The following is a 25,609-nucleotide window of genomic DNA, read 5'->3' on the forward strand; positions in this document are numbered from 1 at the left end:
ACGGGCGATACAGGAGTAACCGGCCGTGATGTCAGACCCGGCCGTTAGTCTCGGGGCTCATGCGACTGCTGCACACTTCCGACTGGCATCTCGGCCGGGCGTTCCACCGGGTGAACATGCTCGGGGCCCAGGCCGAGTTCATCGGTCACCTCGTCTCCACCGTGCGCGAGCGCGCGGTGGACGCGGTGGTCGTGTCGGGGGACGTGTACGACCGCGCGGTGCCGCCGCTCGCCGCGGTCGAGCTGTTCGACGACGCCCTGCACCGCCTGGCCGACGCCGGTGTGCCGACGGTGATGATCTCCGGCAACCACGACTCGGCCCGCCGCCTCGGCGTGGGCGCCGGACTGATCGGGCGGGCGGGCATCCACCTGCGGACCGAGCCCGCCGCGTGCGGCACCCCCGTCGTACTGCGGGACGCGCACGGCGAGGTGGCCTTCTACGGGCTGCCGTACCTCGAACCCGCCCTGGTGAAGGACGAGTTCGGGGTGGACAGTCCCGGGCACGAGAGCGTGCTGGCCGCCGCCATGGACCGGGTCCGCGCCGACCTCGCCGGCCGCCCGCCCGGCACCCGGTCCGTCGTCCTCGCCCACGCCTTCGTCACCGGCGGCGAGCCCAGCGACAGCGAACGGGACATCACCGTCGGCGGAGTCGCCGCCGTCCCGGCCGGCGTCTTCGAGGGCGTGGACTACGCCGCCCTGGGGCATCTGCACGGCTGCCAGACCATCACCGAGCGCGTGCGCTACTCCGGCTCCCCGCTGCCGTACTCCTTCTCGGAGGCCGCGCACCGCAAGACCATGTGGCTCGTCGACCTCGACGCCGACGGCGCGGTGACCGCCGAGCGCGTCGACTGCCCGGTGCCCCGGCCGCTCGCCCGCGTCCGCGGCACCCTGGAGGACCTGCTCGCCGACCCGGACCTCGCGCGGCACGAGGACGCCTGGGTCGAGGCGACCCTCACCGACGCGGTCCGCCCCACCGAGCCCATGGCCCGGCTCACCGAGCGCTTCCCGCACACCCTCAGCCTCGTCTTCGACCCCGACCGCGCCCAGGACGACCCCGACGTGTCCTACGCCCGCCGCCTGGCCGGCCGCAGCGACCAGCAGATCGCCGAGGACTTCGTGGCCCACGTCCGCGGCGCCGGCCCCGACGAACGGGAGCGGGCCGTGCTGCGGGACGCGTTCGACGCGGTCCGCGCGGACGAGACCGTGCGCGAGGTGGCCCGGTGACGGCGCGCGCCCACTTCACGGAGGTCGCCCGATGAGGCTGCACCGGCTCGACATCACCGCCTTCGGTCCCTTCGGCGGCTCCCAGAGCGTCGACTTCGACGCGCTGTCCGCCGCCGGGCTGTTCCTGCTGCACGGACCGACCGGCGCCGGCAAGACCTCCGTGCTCGACGCGGTCTGCTACGCCCTCTACGGCTCCGTGCCGGGCGCCCGGCAGAGCGGCCAGGGCACCGGCCTGCGCAGCGACCACGCCGCGCCCGGCACCCGCACCTCGGTCACGCTGGAACTGACCGTCGCCGGACGCCGGCTGGAGATCACCCGCCAGCCGCCCTGGGAGCGTCCCAAGAAGCGCGGCAAGGGCACCACCCTGGACAAGGCCCAGACCTGGCTGCGCGAGTACGACGCCGCGGCCGGCGCCTGGACCGACCGCAGCCGCTCCCACCAGGAGATCGGCGAGGAGATCACCCAGCTGCTCGGCATGAGCCGCGAACAGTTCTGCCAGGTGGTGCTGCTGCCGCAGGGCGACTTCGCGCGCTTCCTGCGCGCCGACGCCGAGGCCCGCGGCAGACTCCTCGGCCGGCTCTTCGACACCCACCGCTTCGCCGAGGTCGAGAAGCGGCTCGCCGAGCGCCGCCGCGCCACCGAGGCCGACGTCCGCGAGGGCGACGCGGCCCTGCTCGCCGACGCGCACCGCATGCAGCAGGCGGCGGGCGGCGCCATGGAGCTGCCCGAGCTGGCCCCCGGCGACCCCGGCCTGGCCGACGCCGTGCTCACCGCCGCCGCCGTCGCCCGGAGCACCGCCCGCGAACAGCTCACCGTCGCCCAGTGCCGCCTCGCCGCCGCCGAGTCCGCGCGGGCCGCGGCCTACCGCACCCTGGACGACGTACGGGAACTGGCCCGGCTGCAGCGGCGGTTCGCCGAGGCGCGGCAGCGGGCGGTGCTGCTGGAGGAGCGGGCCGACGCCCACCGGGAGGCGCAGACCCGGATGGAGCGGGCCCGCAAGGCCGAGGCCGTCGCGCCCGCCCTGGAGCTGCGGGACTCCGCCGAGGCCGAGCACCGGCGCGCGGCCGCCGCCGAGACCCACGCGCGCGGGCAGCTGCCGGAGCGGTACGCCGACGCCGGTGCCGCCGGGCTCGCGGCCGACGCCCGCCGGGCCGCCGAGGAGCTGGGCGGCCTGGAGTCCGCCCGCCGCGCCGAACGCCGGCTCGCCGACCTCGTCGCGGAACGGGCCCACCTGGACCGCCAGGAGAGCGCAGACGAGGAGATCCTCGACGAGGCGGAGTCCTGGCTCGCCGACTGGGAGACCACCCGCGCGGAACTGCGGGCCCGTATCGAGTCCGCGCAGGAGGCCGCCGGCCGTGCCGAACAGCTCGCCGCGCAGCGCGAGCCCGCCCGGCGGCGGCTCGACGCGGCCCGGCAGCGGGACCGGCTCACCCGGGAGGCGGACGACGCCGAGCGGCAGGCCCTCGCCTCCGCCGCGGCCGCCGTGGACGCCCGCGCCCACTGGCTGGACCTCAAGGAACAGCGCCTCGACGGCATCGCCGCCGAACTCGCCGCGAACCTCGTCGACGGCGCCCCCTGCGCCGTCTGCGGGGCCACCGACCACCCCGCCCCCGCCCGCAAGGTCGCCGGGCACGTCGGCCGCGAGACCGAGGAACGGGCCCTCGCCGCCTACCAGCGCGCCGACGAGCAGCGTGCCGAGGACGAGCGCCGCCTGGGCGCCGTACGGGAGGCGCTGGCCGCCGCCACCGCCGAGGCCGGCGACCTGCCGACCGCACGACTGGCCCACGAGGCCGAGGAGCTGGAGCGGCAGTACCAGCAGGCGCGCGACGCCGCCTCCGCGCTGCACTCCGCCAACGAGGAGCTGCGCCACGCCGAGCGGGAGCACGAGCGGCGCACCGCCGCCCGCCAGCAGGCCGCCGTCCGCACCGCCGCCCGCGTGGGCCACCGGGAGCGCCTGGAGAGCGAACGGGCCACCCTGGAGGAGGAGCTTGCGCAGGCGCGGGGCGGCGCGGACAGCGTGGCCGCGCGAGCCGCCCAGCTGGAGCGGTGGGCCGCCCGGCTCACCGAGGCGGCCGACGCCGCGCGCGCCGCCGAGGACACCGCCCAGCGCCTGAAGGAGGCCGACGCCCGGCTCGCCGACGCCGCCTACCGGGCCGGTTTCGACACCCCGCGGGACGCGGCCGCCGCCCTCCTGGACGACACCGCCCACCGCGAGTTGCAACGACGCCTGGACGCCTGGCAGCACGAGGAGGCCGCGGTCCGCGCGGTGCTCGCCGAGGCCGACACCGCGGCCGCCGCGCAGCGGCCGCCCGCCGGCCTCGCCGCCGCCGAACGGACCGCCGCCGAGGCGGAACGACGGGTGCGCGAGGCCGCCTCCGCGCGGGACGCCGCCGCCCGCCGCTGCACGGAACTGGACCGGCTCTCCGCCCGCGCGGCCACCGGGGTACGCCGGCTGGCGCCACTGCGCGAGGAGTACGACCGGGTGGCCCGGCTCGCCGGACTCGCGGCCGGCACCTCCGCGGACAACGAGCGCAGGATGCGCCTGGAGGCGTACGTCCTCGCCGCCCGGCTGGAACAGGTCGCCGCCGCCGCGACCGTACGGCTGCGGCGCATGTCGTCCGGCCGCTACACCCTGGTGCACTCCGACGACCGGGCCGGACGCGGCCGCAGCGGGCTCGGGCTGCACGTCGTCGACGCCTGGACCGGACGGGAGCGGGACACGGCGACGCTGTCCGGCGGCGAGACGTTCTTCGCCTCCCTCGCGCTCGCCCTCGGCCTCGCCGACGTCGTCACCGACGAGGCCGGCGGGGTGCGCCTGGACACCCTCTTCATCGACGAGGGCTTCGGCAGCCTCGACGACCAGACGCTGGACGAGGTGCTGGACGTGCTGGACTCACTGCGCGAACGCGACCGCAGCGTGGGGATCGTCAGCCACGTCGCCGACCTGCGGCGGCGGATCCACGCACAGCTGGAGGTCGTCAAGGGCAGATCCGGGTCGACCCTGCGGCAACGGGGTCACTGAGCCAGCGGCCGCCGGGGCAGTGGCGACGAGTAGACCACGCTCGTCGTCACCGACCCCAGCGCCCCGATCCGCCCCGAGACCTCCTCCAGATGCCGCATCGAGCGGGCGGCGACCTTGATGACGAAGCAGTCGTCACCGGTGACGTGGTGCGCCTCCAGGATCTCCGGGGTCACCGCGACCAGGTCGTGGAAGGGCCGGTAGTTGCCGTTCGGGTACCGGAGCCGGACGAACGCGAGGATCGGCAGGCCCAGCCGGTCCGGGTCCACGACGGCCGCGTACCCCTGGATGACGCCCGCCTCCTCCAGACGGCGGACCCGTTCGGTCACCGCGCTCGGGGACATGGAGACGGCCCGCGCGAGCTCGGCGAAGCTGGCCCGGCCCTCCCGCTGGAGGACGTCGAGGATGCGCCAGTCGGTGGCGTCCGGGGAAAACGTGGTCATGTGCGAGGGATAGCAGGGGAATCCCCGGCCGATCAAGGTTCACGCCGGGGATCGGCCCTTCAGGATGATGATCAACGACCGTAGATTTCCGGTCATCGGACACCACCAGAAAGGTTCGCGATGACCGCCGCCGCCACCGCCGCCACCGCCGCCAACCCCGTCCTGCGCGTCGCGCCCGCCGCCCCCGCCGAGGCCGCCGCCTACTTCCGGGCCAGCCTCGTCTTCCACGCCGACGTCTCGGACGTGGCCGCCGCGCTGGCCTCCGGCGGTGATCCGGGGTTCGTGGTGCTGGACTCGCGTTCCACCGCGGCGTGGGACCAGGGACACGTGCCCGGCGCGATCCACCTGCCCACCGCGCTCATCCCCGAGCAGGCCGAGCAGCTGCTCGACCGGTCCGTGCCGGTCGTGACGTACTGCTGGGGGCCCGGCTGCAACGGCGCGACGCGGGCCGCGTTCGCGCTCGCCGAACTCGGCTACCAGGTCAAGGAGATGCTGGGCGGGTTCGAGTACTGGGTGCGTGAGGGGTTCGAGTTCGAGACCTGGGAGGGGCGTGAGCGGCGCGTCGCGGATCCGCTGACGGCGCCGGTGGACTCGGAGGACTGCGGCTGCTGAGGCCTCCGGCGGATGGTCGGGGAAGACCGCCATCGGGGGTGCGTCGTTCTGTCGTTCGGCGAGTGCGGGTCGTGGGGGCCGGGCGCGTAGTTCCCCGCGCCCCTTGGGGGGTTGCGCTGCGCCCCCGTTGTTCAGGAGGCCCGGGATGACGTGGTCCTGGTGTGCCGCGCATCATGATCTGTATGGCCCGACTTCCGCAGCCCGCTCCCGAAGAACTGCGTCGTGGCCCCCTGCCCCTGCGCGGTCGGACCGCGCTCGTCACCGGGGCCAGCAGGCGTGGTGGGATCGGGCACGCCGTCGCCCGGCGTCTCGCGGCCTACGGGGCGAGCGTCTGCCTGCACCATCACGTGCCGCACGACGCCGCCCAGCCGTGGGGCGCCGACCAGCCGGCGGAGGTGGCCGCCTCCGTCCGGGAGGCCCTGGGCGACCCCGGGGCGCGCGTCGTGCACGGCCCCGGCGACCTGGCCGACCCGGCGGCCCCCGCCAAGCTGATCGCCGGCGCCGCCGACGCGCTCGGCGGGCGGCTGGACATCCTCGTCGCCAACCACGCCCTCAGCGGCTCCGACGGCACCCTCGACACCATCGACGCCGCGATGCTCGACGCGCACTGGGCGGTCGACACCCGCTCGGTGCTGCTGCTGACGCAGGCGTACGCCGGGCTGCGCGCCGGACTGCCGCCGCGTACCCCGGGCGGACGGGTGGTGATGATGACCTCCGGCCAGGACATCGCGGGCGGTATGCCCGGCGAGATCGCGTACGCCCTCCAGAAGGGCGCCCTCGCCTCCATCACCCGCTCCCTCGCCACCACCCTCGCCGAGCAGGCGGTCACCGTGAACACCGTCAACCCGGGGCCCGTCGACACCGGCTACCTGACGGGCGACGCCTACGACCGGATCACCGCGCGCTTCCCCGCCGGACGCTGGGGCATGCCGGACGACCCGGCCCGCCTCATCGCCTGGCTGGCGACGGACGAGGCGGACTGGGTGACCGGTCAGGTGATCGACTCCGAGGGCGGCTTCCGGCGCTGAGGCACGGTCAGAGCCGGGCCAGCTCGTCCACCAGGTCGTCCAGGCCCAGCGACCCCTGGGACAGGGCGGCCATGTGCCAGGTCTTGAGGTCGAAGGCGTCGCCGTGCCGCTCGCGCGCCTTCTCCCGGCCGAGCAGCCAGGCCCGCTCGCCCAGCTTGTAGCCGATCGCCTGGCCGGGGATGGTCAGATAGCGGGTCAGCTCGCTGGAGACGAAGTCGGCCGGACGGCTGCTGTGCGCGCCGAAGAACTCCTCGGCCAGCTCCAGCGTCCACCGCTCGCCCGGGTGGAACGGAGAGTCCGCCGGGATCTCCAGTTCCAGGTGCATGCCGATGTCGACGATGACCCGGGCGGCGCGCATCATCTGCGCGTCGAGGTACCCGAGCCGCACCTCCGCGTCGGTGAGGAAGCCCAGCTCGTCCATCAGCCGCTCCGCGTACAGCGCCCAGCCCTCGGCGTTGGCGCTGACCATGCCGACGGAGGCCTGGTAGCGGGACAGGTTCTCCGCGACGTGCGCCCACTGCGCCAGCTGGAGGTGATGGCCGGGCACGCCCTCGTGGTACCAGGTGGAGACCAGGTCGTAGACCGGGAACCGGGTCAGGCCCATGGTCGGCAGCCAGGTGCGGCCCGGACGGGAGAAGTCCTCCGACGGAGCCGTGTAGTACGGCGCGGCCGCGCTGCCGGGCGGGGCGATCCGCGACTCCACCTTCCGCACCCGCTCGGCGAGTTCGAAGTGGGTGCCGTCGAGCGCGTCGATCGCCTGGTCCATCAGGCCCTGCAGCCAGTCCCGGACCTCGTCGACGCCCTCGATGTGCCGGCCGTGCTCGTCGAGGTGCGCGAGCGCCACCCACGGCGTCCCGGCGCCCGGCAGGATCTTCTCCGCCTCCTTCCGCATCTCGCCGAGAAGGCGGTGGAACTCCGACCAGCCGTAGGCGTACGCCTCGTCCAGGTCGAGGTCGGTGCCGTTGTAGTAGCGCGACCAGCGGGCGTAGCGCTCGCGGCCCACCGTGTCCGGGGCACCCTCGACGGCCGGCGCGTACACCTCGCGCACCCAGTCCCGCAGCTCGGCGACGGCCGTCGTCGCCGCCCGGGCGGCCTCGTCCAGTTCGGCGCGCAGGGCGTCCGGGCCGGCGGCGGCGAAGTCCTCGAACCAGCCCCGGCCGGAGCCGTCGGTGTCCGCCCATTCGCCGAGCTGCTCGATGAAGACGGCGGTCGGGCGCGGGCCCGCGTACAGCTTGCGCTCCAGGCCGAGGGCCAGGGACTCCCGGTAGCCCCCGAGCGCGGCCGGCACCGCGCGCAGCCGCTCGGCGATCGCCGCCCAGTCCTCCTCGGTGTCCGCCGGGGTCACGGTGAACACCTCGCGCACATGGTGGGCGGCGGTGCCCATGTTGCCTACCGCGCGCAGCCCCTCGTCGGCCTCGTGCACGGCGAGTTCGGCGGTCAGCCGCTCCCGCAGCAGCCGGGCGCAGCGGCGCTCGATGTCGCTGTCCGCGCCCGGCCGGCGCTCGGCCTCGTCGAGCCGTGCCAGCGTCCGGCGCGCCAGCTCCGCCAGCGCCTCCTGACCCGCGGGCGAGGTGTCGGGCAGCCGGCTCGAACTCTCCTTCACACCTAGGTAGGTACCGGTCACCGGGTCGAGGGCGACGAGCTCGTCGACATAGGCGTCGGCGACTTCGCGAGGCAGCTGGCTCTTGGTCTCTGACATGCGGCCCATCCTCGTACGACGGCCCGCGGGCCGTCACCCGTATTGCGCCGAGGGCGAAGGAGGCAGCAGGGGACCGCAGTCCCACTGCTGGAAGATCAGCCGGGTCTCGACGCGGGCCACCTCGCGGCGGGCGGTGAACTCGTCCAGGACCAGGCGCTGCAGGTCGGCCATGTCGGCGACCGCGACGTGGACGAGGTAGTCGTCCGGCCCGGTGAGGTGGAAGACGGTCCGGGACTCCGGCAGCGCCCGGATCCGCTCCACGAACGGGCCGACCAGTTCTCGCCGGTGCGGCCTGACCTGCACGGACAGCAGCGCTTCCAGGCCGCGCCCCAGCTTGGCGGGATCCAGCCGCAGCTGATGCCCGAGGATCACGCCGGCACGGCGCAACCGGGTCACCCGGTCCAGGCAGGTGGACGGTGCCACCCCGACCTGCGCGGCGAGGTCCCGGTACGTCGTCCGGGCGTCGTTCTGCAACAGCCGCAGCAAATGGAGGTCCACCGGATCCAGTACGACAGATTCGGCCACTGGCCGAACGTAACACGGGGTTTCCGCATCCGGCCCCGGCCGGTGTTCACCCTCTCCGCCATGGAGTCAGCGCCCACACAGATACCCACCCGTCCCAGAGCACTGGCCACCGAGGCCGTGCACGCCGGCCGCGACGACCTCGCCGAGCAGGGCCTGCACGTCCCGCCGATCGACCTGTCGACCACCTACCCCTCAGCCGACAGCCGGGGCGAGGCCGCCCGTATCGACGCCTTCGCCACCACCGGCGCCGAACCGGACGGCCCGCCCGTCTACGCCCGCCTCGGCAACCCGACCGTCGCCCGTTTCGAGACCGCCCTCGCCCGGCTGGAGGGCACCGAGGCCGCCGTCGCCTTCGCCAGCGGCATGGCCGCCCTCACCGCGGTCCTCCTCGTCCGGGCCTCCCTCGGACTGCGCCACGTCGTCGCCGTGCGCCCGCTGTACGGCTGCAGCGACCATCTGCTCACCGCCGGGCTGCTCGGCTCCGAGGTCACCTGGACCGACCCGGCCGGGATCGCGGACGCGCTGCGCCCGGACACCGGGCTGGTCGTCGTCGAGTCCCCGGCCAACCCGACCCTCGCCGAGCTGGACCTGGCGGCGGTCGCCCACGCCTGCGGCTCGGTGCCGCTGCTCGCGGACAACACCTTCGCCACCCCCGTGCTGCAACGCCCCGTCGAACACGGGGCGCGGCTGGTGCTGCACAGCGCCACCAAGTACCTCGGCGGCCACGGCGACGTGCTGGCCGGAGTGGTCGCCTGCGACGAGGAGTTCGCGGGGCGGCTGCGGCAGGTCAGGTTCGCCACCGGCGGCGTCCTGCACCCGCTGGCCGGCTATCTGCTGCTGCGCGGCCTCGCCACCCTGCCGGTGCGGGTGCGGGCCGCGTCGGAGAACGCCGCCGAACTCGCCCGCCGGCTCGCCGCCGATCCGCGGGTCGCCCGGGTGCACTACCCGCGCATCGGCGGTGCGATGATCGCCTTCGAGGTGTACGGCGACCCGCACGCGGTGATCGGCGGCGTCCGGCTGGTCACCCCGGCCGTCAGCCTCGGCAGCGTCGACACCCTCATCCAGCACCCGGCGTCCATCAGCCATCGCATCGTGGCCGCCGACGACCGCCGGGGCGCCGGCGTCAGCGACCGCCTGCTGCGGCTGTCGGTGGGCCTGGAGGACGTCGACGACCTGTGGGCCGACCTGGACCGCGCCCTGGGATGAGACACGCGAACGGCCCGGCGCCGCCGGGCCGTTCATCGAGGGAGTCGCGGGTCAGTCGCGGACGGGCAGCCGGCCGGCCACCGGGGCCGCCGCCAGCCGGGCGGTGATCACCAGGGTGCCCTCCTCGATCTGGTAGTCGAGGGGCAGGCCCAGCCCGCGCATCGCGGCGACCATGCCGGTGTTCGAGGCCTGGGTGACGGCGTACACGCTCTCGCAGCCCGCCTCGGCGGCCATCGCCACCAGCCGCCGCAGCAGCTCGGCGCCGATGCCGCGCCGCTGCCAGGTGTCCTCGACGAGCAGGGCGACCTCGGTCTCGTCGCCGTCCCACAGCAGATGGCCGAGTCCGACGATCCGCCCCGAGGCGGTCCGCACGGCGAGCGTGCGGCCGAAGCGCGGGGAGAGCAGGTGGTTGAGATAGCGGTCCGCGTCGGCGACCGGGCCGTGGTAGCGCTGGGCGAGGGTGCGCTTCGAGCAGCGCTCGTGCATCTCCTTCGCCGCCTCCAGGTCGCCGGTGTCCGCCCGGTGCACGGTGATGGATTTGCCCTCCGGCAGGGTCAGCACGTCCTGGCTGCGCGGGACGCGGGGACCGAGCCGGGTGTCCAGCTCCACCAGGGCCCGGGCCCGCGCGAACTCCGTCGGGGTGAACGGCAGATACGGCCGCTCGACGGTGATCACGCCGCCCTCCGGGGCCCGCAGCCGCATCACGGTGTCCTCCAGGACGCCCTCCGCCGGTACGGCGTCACCGCCACCCGAGGGGCCGGCCGGGGCGGCGGGCAGCTGGCGGATGGTGCAGCGGCCCAGCAGCTGCCTCAGGGCGAGCGGGAGTTCGGCGGCGTCGAGGGCGGTGCGGGTGGCGAGGCCGAGGATCCGGGTCGGGGCGTCCACCAGGTCGTGGGCGTCGGCCCGCTCGATCCAGGTGCCGGTGCCGCCGGCCAGCGACACCACCCGGGTCAGTTCACCGGCCGCGAGGGTCCCGGGGGCGCGCAGCAGGAACTCGTCCACCGTGCCGTGGCCCAGCGGGTGCGTCTGCAGGCTGAGGATGTCGACCCGGTGGCCGGCGAGGGCGGTGCACAGCGCCGCCAGCGATCCCGGCTCGTCCCGTACCGTCGTCCGCAGCCGCCACAGCACGCTTCCCCCGGAGGCGGCCTCCGGGTTCCGCTCCGCCGTCTCGGACGGCCCGGCCTGGCGCTCGGTGGAGCTCGGCCGGGCGCCGGTATCGGAGACCGGCGGGGCGTGGCCGTGGCGGCGTGCCCACCAGGTGTGGAAGGCCGCGGTCGCGAGCAGCGCGATCGCGGAGATCACCAGCAGTGCGGGGCCGTCGGGTCCGTGCCCGATCAGGTTGGCCACGGCGTCGGCCACCGCGACGGCGGTGAAGAGCGCGGCGAGTTCGACGACGTCCCGTCGCCAGTGGTGGACGGGACGCCCGTGCTTCGCGCGCGTCACATCAGTCATTTTCCGCTTCATGCACCCACTGTGAAGGAACGGTGTTGCGTGATCACAAACGGTGTGTGACTGATGGGTAAAGTGGCCTTCTGCCCCATTTACGGTTCAATTGGCCGTTCAATGTGACTGTTCGATGTGACCGTCGGACGGCCGTCGTCGAACGTCATGCTCCGCCGTCGCGGGTCATGCCGCGCACCGCGGGATGACGGCGGTGCGCGACACGGCAACGAGGGTACGGGATCTACTGCCCGACCAGCCCCGGCTGGAGCACCTTCGTGAACAGCACTGTGCCGTCCTGCTCGCGCAGCCGGACCGTCAGTTCCGCGGTGTCGCCGTCGATGTCGACCTCGCCGAAGAACTGGTAGCCCTCGGCGGGGGAGACGTTCGCCCGGGCCGGCGCCTTGAGGAACACCCGCTCCGGGCCGAACGTGCCGTCCAGCGTGTTCGCGGGGAACGCCCCGGCGTTGAGCGGACCCGAGACGAACTCCCAGAACGGCTCGAAGTCGGTGAACGCGGCCCGCGACGGCTGGTAGTGCTGGGCCGAGGTGTAGTGCACGTCGGCCGTCAGCCAGACCGTGCCGGTGATCCGCCGGTGCTTGACGAACCGCAGCAGCTCCGCGATCTGCAGCTCACGGCCGAGCGGGGCGCCCGGGTCGCCCTGGGCGACGGCCTCGATGTTCGGCTTGCCGTCCCCGGTGTCCGGCACGACCAGGCCGAGCGGCATGTCGGAGGCGATCACCTTCCACACCGCGCGGGACCGCGACAGCTCCTTCTTCAGCCACTCCAGCTGCTCGCGGCCGAGGATGCCCTGCGGGTCGCGGGTCTGGTCGTCGGCCGAGTTCGCGTTGCGATGGGTGCGCATGTCCAGCACGAAGACGTCCAGCAGCGGACCGTGGTGCTGCACCCGGTAGACCCGGCCGTCGGGGCGGCGCAGCGTCGAGATCGGGAAGTACTCGGAGAACGCCTGCCGGGCGCGGGCGGCGAGCACGTCGACGTTCTTCTCCGTGTACCGGCTGTCGGCCAGGATCTCGCCCGGGTACCAGTTGTTGGTGACCTCGTGGTCGTCCCACTGGATGACGGAGGGCACCCGGGCGTTGAACGCGCGCAGGTTCTCGTCGAGCAGGTTGTAGCGGAAGTTCCCGCGGAACTCGGCCAGCGTCTCGGCCACCTTGGACTTCTCCTCGGTGGTGACGTTCCGCCAGATCCGCCCGTCGGGCAGGGCCACGGACCCGGTGATCGGGCCGTCGGCGTAGACGTTGTCGCCGGAGCAGATGAAGAAGTCCGGGTCCAGGGCGGCCATCGCGTCGTAGATGCGGTAGCCGCCGATCTCCGGGTTGATGCCCCAGCCCTGCCCGGCCAGGTCGCCGGACCAGACGAACCGCACACCGTCACGCCGCCGCACGGACGCGGTGCGGAACGTGCCGGTGACCGGCTCGCCGGTGCGGCGCGGGTCGTCCGGGTCGGCGAGCAGCACCCGGTAGTGGATCTGCTCGCCCGGGGGCAGCCCGCGCAGCCGGGTGGTGCCGGTGAAGTCGCTGTCCGCGCCCAGCAGCGGGCCGTGCCACCGGCGCGGATTGCGGAAGGACTCGGTCGCGGACGTCTCCACGATCATCCGGGCGGGCCGGTCGGAGCGCACCCACACCAGCCCGGAGTCCGTCGTCACGTCGCCCGTCTGCACGCCCCAGCCCGCCCGCGGGCGCCCCGACAGGGCGAGGGCGGGGGCCGCGCCGAGACCGACGGGCAGGGTCAGGGCCGCGGACGCGGCGAGCGAGCCGCGCAGCACGGTACGGCGGTCGGGAAGCGGGCGGTGTGACATGAAGGGGCCTCCTGGACGGAATCCGGCCGGTGTGTGAAGCCACAACTACTGGTGCGTCGCAGCGCACACGGAAACCACAAGTGAACAACTGACCGCACGCGGCGGGAACCGCCGTGCCGGTCACATCGACGACGAGGCGGGGCGAGCGTGGTCTCCCGCGGCCGCCGCCTCCGCCATCGACCGGACGCCCTCCCTGATCCGCCCCGGCGACAGATGCGCGTAGCCCAGCACCAGCCGCACCGCCTTCTCCTCCTCTGCGCCGGCGGGCGTGTGCGTGCAGTCCGACAGCGGGCGTACCGCCACACCGGCCGCGGCCATCCGCGTGAGGAAGCCCGCCTGGGGGCCGTAGCGGGCCGGCAGGGTGGCGATGACGTGCAGGCCCGCCGCGATGCCGGACACCTCGGCGCCGGGGAAGTGCTCCGCCAGAGCGGTGACGAGCGCGTCGCGCCGCTCCCGGTAGGCGCGCTGGCAGCGGCGCAGCTGACGGTCGTAGTCGCCGTGCTCCAGGAAGCGGGCGAACAGCGCCTGGTCGACGGTGGGATGGCCGAGGTCCATGGTCCGCTTGCGGGTGACGACCTCCTCCGCCAGCCACTCGGGGACCAGCAGCCAGCCCAGCCGCAGCCCGGGCGCCAGGGCCTTGCTCACCGAGCCGGTGTAGGCGACCCGTTCGGGGTCCAGGCCCTGGAGGGCACCGACGGGCGCGCGGTCGTAGCGGAAGTCGCCGTCGTAGTCGTCCTCCAGGACGATGCCGTCCACCGACCTCGCCCAGTCGAGGAGTCCGGCGCGGCGCCGCGCGGAGTACGCGATGCCGGTGGGGTACTGGTGGGCCGGGGTCGTCACGACCGCCCGCACACCCGACGCCCGCAGCGGACCGAGGGCGAGGCCGTCGGCGTCCAGCGGCAGCGGCACCGTGGTCACCCCGGCCGAGGCGTACACGTCATCGTGCTGCGGGCTGCCCGGGTCCTCGACACCGACCTCGCGTATCCCGCGCGCGTGCAGTGCGAAACCGAGCAGGGCGGTCGCCTGCGTCACCCCCGAGACGACCACGATCCGCTCCGGGTCCGCGACCACGCCCCGGCGGCGGGCCAGCAGTTCGGCCAGCGCGGTCCGCAGCCGGGGCAGGCCGCGCGGATCGGGATAGCCGAGCCCGTGGTGCGGCAGCTCCGCCAGCACGTGCCGCTGCGCCGCCGCCCACGCCGCGCGCGGGAACAGCGACAGGTCCGGGGTGCCGGGCACGAAGTCGGCCCGCGCGCCGGGCGAGCGCGGGGCGCGGTCGTGCACACGGGGAGGGGCGGCCCGTACGGCGTCGCCCACCCAGGTGCCCGCCCCACGTCCGCTGCGCAGATAGCCCTCCGCCGTCAGCTGCTCGTACGCCTCCGTGACCAGCCCGCGCGACACCCCGAGGTCGGCGGCGAGGTCCCGGCTCGACGGCAGCCGGGTCCCCGGCACCAGCCGCCCCGCCCGCACCGCCTCCCTGAGCGCCGCCTGCAACGCTCTGCCGCGCGACCGGGCCGGCGCCGACGCGGCCGGGAGCAGCACCTCCCAGGCGACCGAGCCGGCCTTGCCGTCCCCGTCGTCCGTGCCGCCCGTGCTGTCCATGCCGCGCGTGCCGTCTGCGCCGTCCGTGCCATGCGGAAAAGTCGAATTGGTCCGGGACACCGTCATGGAAGTGGACCTTAATCCGGGCCGCCGCCGTTCCTAGCGTCACTCCCATGAACGCCACCACCACCCGCGGCTCCCTGCTCGCCGCGCTCGCCTGCGTCCTCGTCGGAGGATCCTTCACCGCCAACAGCGTCCTCGGCGACTACCCGTACGCGGGCGGTCAGTTCCTGCGCTACGCCCTCGCCTGCCTGCTGCTCGTACCCCTGGCCGGACCCGGAGCCGCCGCCCGGCTGCGCGGCCTCAACGCCCGGCAGTGGGCGCGGCTGGCGCTGCTCGCCGCCGTGGGCATGGTCGGCTTCAACCTGGCGATCCTGGCCGCCGAACGCACCGCCGAACCCGCCGTGCCCGGCGTCTTCGTGGGCTGCGCGCCCGTCGTGGTGGCCGTCGTCGTCCCGCTGCTGGAGGGCAGGCGCCCCCGGCGCACCGTGCTGTACGGCGCCTCACTCGTCGCCGTCGGCGCCTTCGCCGTCCAGGGCTGGGGCCGCACCGACGGCGCCGGTCTCGCCTGGTCGGTGTGCGCGCTCGCCGGTGAGGTCGGCTTCGCGGTCCTCGCCGTACCCGTGCTGCTCCCGCTCGGCCCGCGGCTGCTGTCCGCCACCGTGTGCGGCGTCGCCGCCCTGGAGTCCGCGGCGGCCGGTCTGCTCCTCGACGGCACCGCCTGGCTGCGCCGGCCCGACACCACGGAGACCCTGGCCCTGCTGTGGCAGGCGGCGATCGTCACCGTCGTCGGCTTCGTCTGCTGGTACATCGGCATGCAGCGGATCGGCGCCGAACGCGCCACCCTCTTCTCCGGGCTCATCCCCGTCGCCGCCGCCTGCACCGCCCCCCTCGTCGGGACCGGCTCCTACGGTCCCGCCCAGGCCGTCGGCAGCGCCTTGGTCGGCGCCGGAGTCGCCCTGGGCTCCGGAGCACTGAAGCGGGCCTCGCGGCGGCAGTCGCTTCCTGTTTACGAGGGGTCGCGCCCGCTCGCGCGTAATCAGGAGTGACAGACCACAGTGAGGGGGCAGGCCGACCGTGGATGCCAAGAACCGGTTCGAGACCAAGACCACCTTCGCGTTCTCCCGACTCGAATGGCTGGCCTTTCTGGTCATTTCACTCGTACTCGCCTACCAGCACCTCTCCGACATCCGCTGGGGCGTGTTCGCGGCCTTCTTCGTGGTGATCGACCTCATCGGATACGTCCCTGGGGCGATCGCGTTCCGGCGCAGTCCCGAACGGCGCGTCGCGCGCGGCTACTACGTGGCCTACAACGTGATGCACAGCCTCGTCACGGCCCTCGTGCTGGCCGGAGCGTGGGCCTGGTTCGTGGAACCGGAGTGGGCCCTGCTCGCGCTGCCCATCCACCTCATGGGCGACCGGGCGCTCTTCGGGAACTCGCTGAAGCCCTTCGGTGTCGCCTTCGAGCCGGAGACCGATCCGGCCTACCGGGAGTTCCAGAAGCAGTACGAGGCCACGGCCGCGGGCGGTTCCCGGACGCCGAGGGAGGGCGCACATGCAGTCGGCGCTTGACACACTCGCCGAATACAGTGACAACCCCAGCTCGTTTCTCGCACTCAACAGCGGCAACGAATTCTTCCGGGACGACCGGTTCGCGGGCGCCTGCGCCTATCGCCGGTCGGGCCGCTACACCCTCCAGTTCGGCGGCCCGTTCGCCGCGCCGGACCACCGCGAGCAACTGCTCGACGCCTTCGCCGAGCACGCCGGGCGGCGCCTGGTCGCCGTCCAGCTCCAGCGCGAGGACGCCGAGTTGTACGCGCGGCACGGCTTCACCGTGAACCAGCTCGGCGCCTCGTACGCCATCGACCTGGCCCGGTTCACCCTGCGCGGCTCCCGGTTCGTACGGCTGCGCAACAAGATCTCGCGGGCCCGGCGGGCCGGCCTGGAGATCACCGAGTCGGAACCCGGCGCCGACTGCGCCGCGCTGGACCGGCTCGACCAGGACTGGCTGCGGGACAAGGGCCGGCACGTCAAGGAACTGAGGTTCCTCGTCGGACAGCGCACCGGACCGCTGCAGTCCCATCGCCGGCTCTTCGTCGGGCGGATCGAGGGCGAGATCGTCTGCTACATCAACTACTCACCGGTCTACGGCAGCCGCCCCGGCTGGCTGCACGACCTCAGCAGGCGCCGCCCCGACGCGCCGCCGGGCGTCATGGAGGCGCTCAACGCCACCGTCATCGAACGCCTCACCGGCGAGGGCGCGCAGTGGCTGCACTTCGGCTTCACCCCGTTCACCTCGCTCGCCGAGGAACACGAAGTGCCCGGCGCCAGCCGCTCCTTCGCCCGATTCGCCCGGCTGCTCGCCACCCACGGCCAGGCGATCTACCCCGCCGCCTCCCAGCTCGAATACAAGGAGAAGTGGGCCCCCCACGCGGTCCTCCCCGAGTACATCGCCTTCAAGGGCAGGCCGCGCCTCGGTGCCGTCTGGCAGCTGCTGCGCGCCACCAACTCCGTCTGACCGACCCGACTCCTGGAGGACTGGACGCCCATGAGATTCCTCGAGCGTGAACGCGCCACGCTGGCCAAGCTGCTGCCCGACCTGGACCCCGCCCTGCGGGAGATCCCGCTGATGGACCTGGAGCGGCCGGGCAGCCCCGGCATCCGCCTCTTCCGGGACTGCGGGGGCCCCGGCCTGCTCGTGCCCGAGTCCCACCAGGGCCGCGGGGCCGGCGCGCTGGACGCGCTGCGGGTGCAGCGGGCCATCGGCAGCCGCTCGCCGTCCCTCGCCGTGGCGACGACCATGCACCACTTCTCGATGGCCACCCTGGTCGGCCTCGGCGCCCTCGGGGACGGACTGGAGTGGATGCTCATCGAGGGCGTGGCCGCCGCCAACCGCATCATCGCCTCCGGGTTCGCCGAGGGCCGCAGCGGCGCGGGCATCCTGGAACCGTCGATGACGGCCACGGTCACCGAGGACGGGGTACGCGTCAACGGTGTCAAGCGCCCATGCAGCCTCGCCCGCTCCATGGACCTGCTCACCGCCAGCGTCCTGGTGCCCCGCGAGGACGGCCAGGGCGAGGAACTGGCGGTGGCGCTGGTGCCCGCCGAGAGCGAGGGACTCAGCGTCAGCGGCTTCTGGTCCAGCACCTTCCTGGCCGGCGCGGAGAGCGAACAGGTCACCCTCACCGACGTCCTCGTCCCGCCCGAGCTGCTGCTGCGCACCGCGACGCCCACCGGACAGCAGCTGGACGAACTCCAGACCGCCGGGCTGATCTGGTTCCAGGTGCTGATGACCGGCAGCTACCTCGGCGCGGCGAGCGCCCTGGTGGAGCGGGTGCTGCTCAACGACCGCATCCCCGAGCACGAGCGGGTCCGGCTGCACGTGGAGACCGAGGCCGCGATGGCCACCGCGGAGGGCGTCGCCCGCCGGGTCGACGACGGCGACCTCGACGAGTCCACCCTCGCCCAGTCGCTGTACGTGCGCTACGGCGTCCAGGACGCCCTCGCCCGGATCGTGCCCCGCGCGGTGGAACTGCTCGGCGGGCTGAACTTCATGACGTCCGACGAGGTCGGCCACCTCGCCGCCTGCGCCAACGGCCTCGCCCTGCACCCGCCGTCCCGCTCCCGGATGACCGGCCCGCTCGCCGCGTACCTGGCCGACCAGCCGCTCATGATCGCCTGACCTCGCCGTACGCCGCCGACCGCCGCCGGACCACCGGCGCCTGCCGGCCTTCTTCACGGCCGTACGTCCGGGCCCGCGGCACCTTCATCCGCCGTACGTCGCCGAAACACCGGCGCCTGCCGACCCGCACTGCCGTACGTTCCTGCCCTGGGCGCCCACCGCGTACGGCAGTCGACACCCGTTGGGGGAACAACCCATGTCACGCAACACCCTGCGATCGACCGTCCTGGCGCCGACGCCCGCGCCCGCCCCGCGCGACCGGCCCACCGTGCTGCTCACCGGCGGCTCCGGAGTCCTCGGCCGGGCCCTCATCGACGAGCTGCACCCCGACTTCGACCTGCTCTGCCTGCGCCGCAACCGGCCGCTGCGGGACCCCAGGGTGCGGGAGCTGAAGGGCGACCTGCTCGCGCCGCGCCTCGGGCTGAGCGACCTGGAGTGGCACCAGCTCGCCCTGGAGGTGGACGTGGTGCTGCACTCCGCCGCCGAGACCAACTGGCGCACCCGGCCCGAGGACATCGTGCGCACCAACACCCTCGGCACCGAGACCATGCTCGACCTCGCCGCCCGCGCGGACGCCCCGATGTACCTGGTGAGCACCGCGTTCGTGGTGAACACCCCGACCACGGAGGACGAGGAGCGCTTCCCGGGCGCCGCCGCCTACCTGGTCTCCAAGGCCGCGGCGGAGCAGCTGTGGCGCGACGCCGACCTGCCCGGCGCCCTCGTCCGGCCCTCCGTGGTGATGGGCGACTCCGCCACCGGACGGATCGCCGACGAGCAGGGCCTCACCAAGGCGATCGGCTCCATGGTGCTGGGCCAGGTCCCCGTGCTGCCCGGCGCCCCCGACGCCCGCGTCGACATGGTCCCGCAGGACTACGTCACCCAGGCCATCGGCGACCTGATCCGCGGCGGCGTCGGCAACGGCGAGTACTGGCTCACCGCCGGCAAGGAGGCCATCCTGCTGCGGGAGGTCGCCGACGTCTGCGCCGAGTTCGCCGTGCGCCACGGCCTGCCCGAACCGGACCGGCCCCGGCTGATCCCGGTCGAGGCGGTGCACCGGCTGCTGCTGCCGATGCTGGAGGGCACCGCTCTGCCCGGCTCGATGCGCCGGCGCCTGCGCTACTACGCCGAACTGCTGCTGGTCTTCCAGAGCGAGCTGCCCTTCGACTCCTCCCTCGGCGAACCGCACTGCGGCGTCCGGCCGAGCCACGACGACATCCGCGCGGCCCTCGTCCGCAACCTGGAGAGCTGGGCCGAGGGCCAGGCCGGCACGCTGAACCGGCTCCGCAGGCGGCCGATCACCACGATGCCCACGGAGGCCGCGTCATGACCATGTCCCCGCCCCTGCCCACCGACCCCGGCACCGACGTCGTCGACCTCTACCAGCGCCACATCGGCACCGGCCGCGCCGTCATGGGCCGGGTCATGGGCGGCATGGCCGAGGTCTTCTCCGAGGGCCCCTGGATCCACACCGACGACGGCCGCCGCTTCCTGGACTTCGGTGGCTACGGCGTCTTCCTGCTCGGCCACCGCCACCCGGCCGTCGTCGAGGCGGTGCACCGGCAGGTCGACACCCACCCGCTGGCCAGCCGCGTCTTCCTGGAACCGGTCGCCGCGCGCGCCGCCCAGGCGGTGGCCCGGCACACCCCGCCGGGCATCGACTACGTCCACTTCGTCAACTCCGGCGCCGAGGCCACCGAAGCCGCCCTGAAGCTGGCCCGCGCCCACGGCCGCAACGCCGTCGTCACCACCCGCAAGGGCTTCCACGGCAAGACCCTCGGCGCCCTCAGCGTCACCGCCAACCCCCTCTACCAGGCCCCGTTCGAGCCGCTCGTCCCGGACGTCGCGCAGGTCGAGTACGGCGACGCGGACGACCTCGAACGCGTCCTCGCGGACCGCCGGGACCGGGCCTGCGTCATCCTGGAGCCGGTGCAGGGCGAGGCCGGGGTGCGCATCCCGGAACCGGGCTACCTCGGCCGGGTCGCCGCCCTGTGCCGGGAGTACGGCGCCCTCCTCGTCGTCGACGAGATCCAGACCGGCATGGGCCGGCTGGGCACCTGGTGGGGCGTGGACGCGGAGGGCGTGCGCCCCGACATCATGCTCATCGGCAAGGGGCTCAGCGGCGGCGTCGTACCGATCGCCGCGATCGCCGCCACCAAGGAGGCGTACGCCCCCTTCAGCAGCGACCCCTACCTGCACACCTCCACCTTCGGAGCCTCCCCGATCGCCTGTGCCGCCGCCCTCGCCACCGTCGAGACGATGGAGCGCGAGGACACCGTGGCGCGGGCCGCCGCCCTCGGACCGCGCATCCTCGCCGGAGTCCGGGCCGTCTGCGCGCCCCACCCGGGCGGCCTCGTCCACGAGGTGCGCGGCCGGGGGCTGCTGATCGGCATCGAGTTCACCGCCGAACAGGCGGTCGGCGAGCTGCTGCTGGAGCTCATCGCCCGCGACGTGCTCGTCAACCACTCCCTGAACTCCACCCGGGTGCTGCGCCTGACCCCGCCCGCCGTCGTCGACGACGCCGTGCTGGAGAGGTTCCTCACGACCTTCGCCGAGGCGCTGAACACCGTGACGGCCCGGATGGCCGGGTGACCCCTATGGCCGGATGACCCCCGACCGCCCGGAACCGTTGGCCACAAGACGGAAGGAACCGAACCGACCATGCGCCACGTAGTCCTGCACGCCCTCGCCCAGGGCATGACCCCCCACGCCGTCTACCAGCGCATCAGCGACTTCCGCAGATATCCCGAACTCACCGGGACCGTCCAGGACGTGCAGGTCGAGACCCTGCCCGACGGCTCGGTGGTGTCGGACTGGACCGTGCTGTTCCGCGGCGGGCTGATGCGCTGGCGGGAACGCGACACCCTGTCGCCCGCGACCGACTCGCTCACCTTCGAACAGCTCAGCGGCGACTTCCAGACCTTCGAGGGCAGCTGGCGCTGCGCCCCGCACGACGAGGGCACCCTCGTCACCTTCACCGCCGCCTTCGACCTCGGCATCCCCACCCTCGCCGACATCCTCGACCCGGTCGCCGAGTCCACCCTGCGCACCAACATCGCCCAGATCCTGGCCGGCCTGGTCGACGCCAAGGTCGTCGACGCCCCTCCGGCGCCCCTGAACGGATCCGGTACGCGCGGCACGGAGGTGACCGATGAACGCGCCGTCGCCCCCGCTCGCGGCTGACCGGCCCGGCACGGACACGCCCGCCCCGGACCCGCTGTCCGCGGAACCCGGCCCCGACACCGCCCGTTGCCTGGGCCTGTACGCCAAGCTGGCCGCCGGGGTCAGCGTGGTGACCGCACGCGGCGCGGACGGCCCGCTCGGCATGACCGTCTCCGCCGTCACCTCCCTGTCGGCCCGCCCGCCGCTGCTGCTCGCCTGCCTGCGCGACGGCTCCCGCACCCTGGCCGCGATCCGCGCCCACGGGGCGTTCGCGGTCCACCTGCTGCGCGAGGACCAGCACGAGCTGGCCACCCGGTTCGCCGGGCCCACCACCACCGCCGGCCAGCGGTTCGCGGGCACCGGCACCCGGCAGGTCCTCGGCGTCCCCGTGCTCGCCGGCGCGCTCGCCTGGTCGGTGTGCCTGCTCACCGACGTCCGCCGGTACGGCGACCACCAGCTGGTCGTCGGCCAGCTCGCGGCCGTGCACGTGGGCGGCGGGCGGCCCCTGCTGTGGCACGACCGCCGGTTCCGCTCCCTCACCGAACTCGCCCTGGACGGCACGGGATGAGGACCCAGCCGGCGGCCGGCAGCCCCGCATGGGAGCCGGCGGAGCTGCCGCCGCAGCCCCAGCTGCACGGCGTGGTCACCGCGGACGTCGCCGTGGTCGGCGCCGGACTCGCCGGCCTGTCCTGCGCCTACCACCTCGCGGAACACGTGCCCGGCCTCGACATCGCCGTCGTCGACGCCGGGTACCCCGCCGCCGGGGCCAGCGGCCGCGGCACCGGCCTGCTCGGACCGCGGGCCGGCCCGGCCGTCGACCGCGCGGTCCGGCGGTTCGGGCCGCGTGAGGCCCGCCGTATGCACCTGGCGAGCGTACGGGCGGTGGACACGGTGCTCGACCTGTGCGGGCGGCTGGACACGTCCGTCGGACTGCGGCGCGGCGAGCAGATCATGGCGACCCGCGCCCCCGCCGGCCTGTCCTCCCTCGCCCGGCAGGCCCGCGCCTACCGCGCGCTCGGCCTGGACGTACCGGTGCTGTCCGAGACGGACATCCGCGACCGGGTCGGGGTGACGTACACCGGGGGCCTGCTGTACCGCACCGCCGCCACCCTCGACCCCGCCGCGCTGACCTGCGCCCTGGCCCGCGCCTGCGCCGCCAAGGGCGTCCGGTTCTACGGCGACAGCCCGCTGCGCGCGGTACGGCCCGGGGACCTCATCGGTCCGGAACTCGTCTTCCCGCACGGCCGGCTCTACGCCGGGCAGGCGGTCCTCGCCGTCAACTCCGCCGCCCGGGACCTGGACCTGCCCGTCGGCACGGTGCTGCCGCTGGAGGTGTACGCCGTCGCCACCGCGCCGCTGAGCCTCGCGGCCTACCGGGCGCTGGGCGGGCCCGAGGGGCGGGCCGTGGTGGACGCGCTGCCGATGGCGCCGTACTTCCGGCTGCTCCCGGACCGCAGCCTCGTCGCGGGCGGCGGCACCGTCACCCTCCCCGCCGGACTCCCCGCGCCCCGGCTCCAGGCGCTGCGCGGGCGGGCCTGGGACTGGCTGGGCCGGTGGCTGCGCCGGCTGCACCCGGAGCTGTCCGACGTGCCGGTCACCCACCGCTGGTCCGGCCGCATCGGCATGACCGGCGACGGCCTGCCCGTGGTCGGCCCGGTCCGCGGCCTCCCCGACGTCTGGTACATCGGAGGCTGCTGCGGGCACGGCCTCGCGCTGTCCGTGGCCCACGGCGCCCATGTGGCCGGCGCCCTGCTCGGCCACCAGGACGACCCGCTGCCCTGGCACCGCTCGGCCGCCCCGCCGCTGCCCGTCCGCGGACCCGCCCGCCCGCTGCTGCGGGCCTACCTGGACACGCTCGGCCGGGTCACCCGGCGCGCCTGCTGAGCCCGGCCTCTCGTCACACGTCACAGGGAGAATCCATGCTGCTACCCCACCTCGGCTCCGACGGGCTGCCCGCCACCGTCGCCATGGGCGCCGCGGACGCCGCCTACCACCGGGTCATGGGCGGCAGACCGCTGACGGCCGCCTTCCTGTTCGACTTCACGGGCCGCGCGCCGTCCCTGGAGGCGGTCCGCGCGCGTGTGGCCGAACGGGCCCACCGCATCCCGGTGCTGCGCTACGGGATCGTCCGCGACCGCAAGGTGTTCCGGCGCGTCGACCGGATGGCGGTGGACCAGCATGTGCACGAGGCCCGGCTGCCCGCGGACGACGACGGCACCGGCGCCGGGCGGCTGATGGCGAACCGGCCGCTGACCGACGGGGACCGGCCGCCCTGGGACGTGTGGCTGATCCACGGCCCCGAGGGGCGCTACCACCTCTGCTACCGCAACGACCACACCATCCAGGACGGCGTCGGCGCCGCGCACACCGCCCGCGCCCTGCTCGACGACCACCCCGTCGGCGGCCCGCCACCGCACCGCCCCGCCTGGCCGGCCCCGCGCGGCCTGACCGGCGCCCTCGGCGACGTGGCGGCCTCCCTGCGCCCGACGCCCAAGCCCGCGTTCGACGGACCGCTCAGCGGACGGCTGGGCGTGTGTCACGCGGAGGTCCCGCTGGTCCGCCTGCGGGCGCTCGGCCGGACGTACGGCGGGACGGTCAACGACATCTTCCTCGCCTCGTACGCCCACGCCGTCCACCGCTGGCATCTGAAGGCCACCGGCGACGTCCACCCGCCGCTGCCGGTCGCGGTGCCGATGTCGCTGCGCGGCGCCGGACAGGAGTGCGCTCCCGGCAACCACATGGTCGTCGCACGCGTGCTCCTGCCCTGTGACGAGCCGTCACCCCAGCGCGCCCTCGCGCGGGTCATGGACCGCACCGCGCGGCTGCGCGACGGCCGGCAGCGCGACGCCTTCCGGCTGCTGCTGGCCGCCGGCCCGCGCGAGCTGGGCGCCCGGGTCGGCACACGGCTGGTCAACGGGGCGACAGTCGCCGGACCGGTGAGCAGCGTCAACTTCGGCGACCCGCTCGTCCACCAGGGGACCGCCTCGCGCCGCGCCGTCGTCTTCTCCGGGCTCGCCTCCGGCATCCGCTGCCTGATCACGCTGACCAGCCAGCAGGGGACCACCTGTCTGACCGTCGTCCACGACGAGGCGCTGGCCACCGCCGACGAACTCCCCGACCTGTGGCTCGACGTGCTGCTGGAGCTGGAGCGGGGGTAACGCGGGCACCCGCCCGTGTGCCGGAGCCCCGGACCGCGCGGTCCGGGGCTCCACGCGCGCGTGGGCCGCGCGGTCAGCCGCGCAGCGTCCCGGTCGTCAGGAACACGCACTTGGCGGCCGCCTCGGTGAGCAGCGGCAGATAGGGGGAGAGCCGCTCGATCACGTACGGCAGTGTGAACAGGTCCGCGACGTGTGCGTCCCAGCCCTGCCCCGCCCACCACTCCTCCGGTTCGGCGAGCTGCCAGTGCCAGTGGATGCCGGTGGCCGACAGGGCGTCCAGGAAGGGCGCCACGAAGGCCGACGCCGCCTCCCGCGCGCTCACGCACTCCGCGGCGAGGAAGCTGCCGGGCGCCGACAGCTCCGTCATCGTGCCGACGAGCGCCAGCACGGCCGCCGGCTGGAGGTGGTACAGCAGCGTCTCGGCGAGCCAGGCGGTGGGCCGCCGGGGGTCGAGGCCCGCGGCGAGCAGGGCATCCCGCAGGCCGGCTCCGGCCGGGTCCGCGGCGACCGGGGTACGGCGGCCGCAGGCGGGCCGCGAGCCGTCCAGCACCCGGTCCTTGAACCGCAGGACGGCGGGCTCCTCGACCTCGAGGACCCGCACCCCCGTCGGCCAGTCCAGCCGGTAGGCGCGGGTGTCGAGCCCGGCGCCCAGCAGCACCACCTGGCGGCAGCCCGACCGGGCGGCGCCCAGCAGCTGCTCGTCGAAGAACCGGGAGCGCACCACCGCCCAGTCCGGCAGCAGCCGCTGCAGCGGGCCGTCACCGGGCGGACCACCACGGAACCCGGCGGTGTGCAGGAAGTCGGCGGCCCAGGGATCGCGGACGTAGGGCACGGGCCGGCTCTGCTCGGCGGCGTGCGCGGCGGCCGTCCACAGGGCGACGGGCGAGATGCCGTGCGCCGGGGCGACGGGCGAGATGCCGTGCGCCGGGGCGGCGGGTGAGACGCCGTGCGCCGGGGCGGCGGGTGAGTCGGGTGGAGCGGTGTCCGGCATGGAAAC

22 protein-coding genes are annotated in these 25,609 nt (G+C 74.6%); 15 read left to right on the forward strand and 7 right to left on the reverse strand.

Annotation, left to right across the window (positions count from 1 at the left end):
• Positions 1-59 precede the first annotated feature (59 nt).
• Entirely contained in the window at positions 60-1,223 is a 1,164-nt protein-coding gene (locus ACSU6L_RS32135) for an exonuclease SbcCD subunit D (RefSeq protein ID WP_437062468.1), read from the forward strand.
• 31 nt (positions 1,224-1,254) lie between these two features.
• Positions 1,255-4,245 (forward strand): AAA family ATPase, encoded by a 2,991-nt coding sequence (locus ACSU6L_RS32140; protein ID WP_437062470.1) that lies wholly within the window; start codon positions 1,255-1,257, stop codon positions 4,243-4,245.
• Here ACSU6L_RS32140 and ACSU6L_RS32145 read toward each other — a convergent pair.
• Entirely contained in the window at positions 4,239-4,685 is a 447-nt protein-coding gene (locus tag ACSU6L_RS32145; protein WP_365516608.1) for an Lrp/AsnC family transcriptional regulator, read from the reverse strand. The two genes, ACSU6L_RS32140 and ACSU6L_RS32145, sit on opposite strands and share 7 nt — an antisense overlap.
• A gap of 120 nt (positions 4,686-4,805) precedes the next feature.
• On the opposite strand from ACSU6L_RS32145, the gene ACSU6L_RS32150 reads away from it, so the two are divergent.
• Both ACSU6L_RS32150 and ACSU6L_RS32155 read left to right on the forward strand, forming a co-directional pair.
• Positions 4,806-5,297, forward strand: coding sequence for a rhodanese-like domain-containing protein (locus ACSU6L_RS32150; protein ID WP_437062472.1), 492 nt, complete (start codon positions 4,806-4,808; stop codon positions 5,295-5,297).
• 182 nt (positions 5,298-5,479) lie between these two features.
• Positions 5,480-6,325 (forward strand): SDR family oxidoreductase, encoded by an 846-nt coding sequence (locus ACSU6L_RS32155; RefSeq protein ID WP_437062474.1) that lies wholly within the window; start codon positions 5,480-5,482, stop codon positions 6,323-6,325.
• 7 nt (positions 6,326-6,332) lie between these two features.
• On the opposite strand, the gene ACSU6L_RS32160 is transcribed toward ACSU6L_RS32155, so the two are convergent.
• Together ACSU6L_RS32160 and ACSU6L_RS32165 are read right to left on the reverse strand one after the other, a co-directional pair.
• The gene (locus ACSU6L_RS32160) at positions 6,333-8,024 is read right to left on the reverse strand and encodes a DUF885 domain-containing protein (RefSeq protein WP_437062476.1); all 1,692 of its coding nucleotides are present in this window, start codon (positions 8,022-8,024) and stop codon (positions 6,333-6,335) included.
• A gap of 33 nt (positions 8,025-8,057) precedes the next feature.
• On the reverse strand, positions 8,058-8,549 hold the full coding sequence (locus tag ACSU6L_RS32165; RefSeq protein ID WP_073943459.1) for an Lrp/AsnC family transcriptional regulator: 492 nt from the start codon (positions 8,547-8,549) through the stop codon (positions 8,058-8,060).
• 60 nt (positions 8,550-8,609) lie between these two features.
• Between ACSU6L_RS32165 and ACSU6L_RS32170 the strand changes: the two genes are divergently transcribed.
• Positions 8,610-9,755, forward strand: a complete 1,146-nt coding sequence (locus tag ACSU6L_RS32170) for a trans-sulfuration enzyme family protein (protein WP_365516598.1) — start codon at positions 8,610-8,612, stop codon at positions 9,753-9,755.
• A gap of 51 nt (positions 9,756-9,806) precedes the next feature.
• On the opposite strand, the gene ACSU6L_RS32175 is transcribed toward ACSU6L_RS32170, so the two are convergent.
• From ACSU6L_RS32175 to ACSU6L_RS32185, 3 genes are all read right to left on the reverse strand, one after another.
• Positions 9,807-11,207, reverse strand: coding sequence for a GNAT family N-acetyltransferase (locus ACSU6L_RS32175; protein WP_437062479.1), 1,401 nt, complete (start codon positions 11,205-11,207; stop codon positions 9,807-9,809).
• 232 nt (positions 11,208-11,439) lie between these two features.
• Positions 11,440-13,014, reverse strand: a complete 1,575-nt coding sequence (locus tag ACSU6L_RS32180; RefSeq protein ID WP_437062481.1) for an alkaline phosphatase D family protein — start codon at positions 13,012-13,014, stop codon at positions 11,440-11,442.
• 120 nt (positions 13,015-13,134) lie between these two features.
• Positions 13,135-14,613 (reverse strand): PLP-dependent aminotransferase family protein, encoded by a 1,479-nt coding sequence (locus tag ACSU6L_RS32185; protein ID WP_437062482.1) that lies wholly within the window; start codon positions 14,611-14,613, stop codon positions 13,135-13,137.
• A 113-nt stretch (positions 14,614-14,726) separates the two neighbouring features.
• On the opposite strand from ACSU6L_RS32185, the gene ACSU6L_RS32190 reads away from it, so the two are divergent.
• From ACSU6L_RS32190 to ACSU6L_RS32235, 10 genes are all read left to right on the forward strand, one after another.
• Positions 14,727-15,662 carry a DMT family transporter gene (locus ACSU6L_RS32190; protein WP_437062484.1) on the forward strand — a complete coding sequence of 312 codons (936 nt, stop codon included), beginning with the start codon at positions 14,727-14,729 and terminating at the stop codon, positions 15,660-15,662.
• Positions 15,663-15,690: 28 nt separating this feature from the next.
• Positions 15,691-16,185: a hypothetical protein gene (locus tag ACSU6L_RS32195; RefSeq protein WP_073943463.1), complete on the forward strand. Its 495-nt coding sequence runs from the start codon at positions 15,691-15,693 to the stop codon at positions 16,183-16,185.
• Complete coding sequence (locus tag ACSU6L_RS32200; protein ID WP_437062486.1) at positions 16,169-17,131, forward strand: bifunctional lysylphosphatidylglycerol flippase/synthetase MprF; 963 nt, start codon at positions 16,169-16,171, stop codon at positions 17,129-17,131. Before ACSU6L_RS32195 ends, ACSU6L_RS32200 begins: the two co-directional genes overlap by 17 nt.
• A gap of 30 nt (positions 17,132-17,161) precedes the next feature.
• Complete coding sequence (locus tag ACSU6L_RS32205) at positions 17,162-18,295, forward strand: acyl-CoA dehydrogenase (RefSeq protein WP_437062488.1); 1,134 nt, start codon at positions 17,162-17,164, stop codon at positions 18,293-18,295.
• A 196-nt stretch (positions 18,296-18,491) separates the two neighbouring features.
• Entirely contained in the window at positions 18,492-19,622 is a 1,131-nt protein-coding gene (locus ACSU6L_RS32210; RefSeq protein ID WP_437062490.1) for an SDR family oxidoreductase, read from the forward strand.
• Positions 19,619-20,884, forward strand: coding sequence for an aspartate aminotransferase family protein (locus ACSU6L_RS32215; protein WP_437062492.1), 1,266 nt, complete (start codon positions 19,619-19,621; stop codon positions 20,882-20,884). Before ACSU6L_RS32210 ends, ACSU6L_RS32215 begins: the two co-directional genes overlap by 4 nt.
• 69 nt (positions 20,885-20,953) lie before the next feature.
• Positions 20,954-21,475 carry a type II toxin-antitoxin system RatA family toxin gene (locus ACSU6L_RS32220; protein WP_365516576.1) on the forward strand — a complete coding sequence of 174 codons (522 nt, stop codon included), beginning with the start codon at positions 20,954-20,956 and terminating at the stop codon, positions 21,473-21,475.
• Positions 21,444-22,022 carry a flavin reductase family protein gene (locus ACSU6L_RS32225; RefSeq protein ID WP_437062494.1) on the forward strand — a complete coding sequence of 193 codons (579 nt, stop codon included), beginning with the start codon at positions 21,444-21,446 and terminating at the stop codon, positions 22,020-22,022. The genes ACSU6L_RS32220 and ACSU6L_RS32225 overlap by 32 nt, the downstream gene beginning before the upstream one ends.
• Positions 22,019-23,338 carry an NAD(P)/FAD-dependent oxidoreductase gene (locus ACSU6L_RS32230; RefSeq protein WP_437062496.1) on the forward strand — a complete coding sequence of 440 codons (1,320 nt, stop codon included), beginning with the start codon at positions 22,019-22,021 and terminating at the stop codon, positions 23,336-23,338. The genes ACSU6L_RS32225 and ACSU6L_RS32230 overlap by 4 nt, the downstream gene beginning before the upstream one ends.
• A gap of 35 nt (positions 23,339-23,373) precedes the next feature.
• On the forward strand, positions 23,374-24,612 hold the full coding sequence (locus ACSU6L_RS32235; RefSeq protein ID WP_437062498.1) for a wax ester/triacylglycerol synthase domain-containing protein: 1,239 nt from the start codon (positions 23,374-23,376) through the stop codon (positions 24,610-24,612).
• A gap of 73 nt (positions 24,613-24,685) precedes the next feature.
• Here the strand turns inward: ACSU6L_RS32235 and ACSU6L_RS32240 are convergent, their stop codons facing one another.
• Positions 24,686-25,603, reverse strand: coding sequence for an SAM-dependent methyltransferase (locus ACSU6L_RS32240; protein ID WP_437062500.1), 918 nt, complete (start codon positions 25,601-25,603; stop codon positions 24,686-24,688).
• Positions 25,604-25,609: the final 6 nt, after the last annotated feature.

Origin of the sequence: Streptomyces sp. enrichment culture, assembly GCF_964272855.1 — a bacterium.
Lineage (GTDB): Bacteria > Actinomycetota > Actinomycetes > Streptomycetales > Streptomycetaceae > Streptomyces.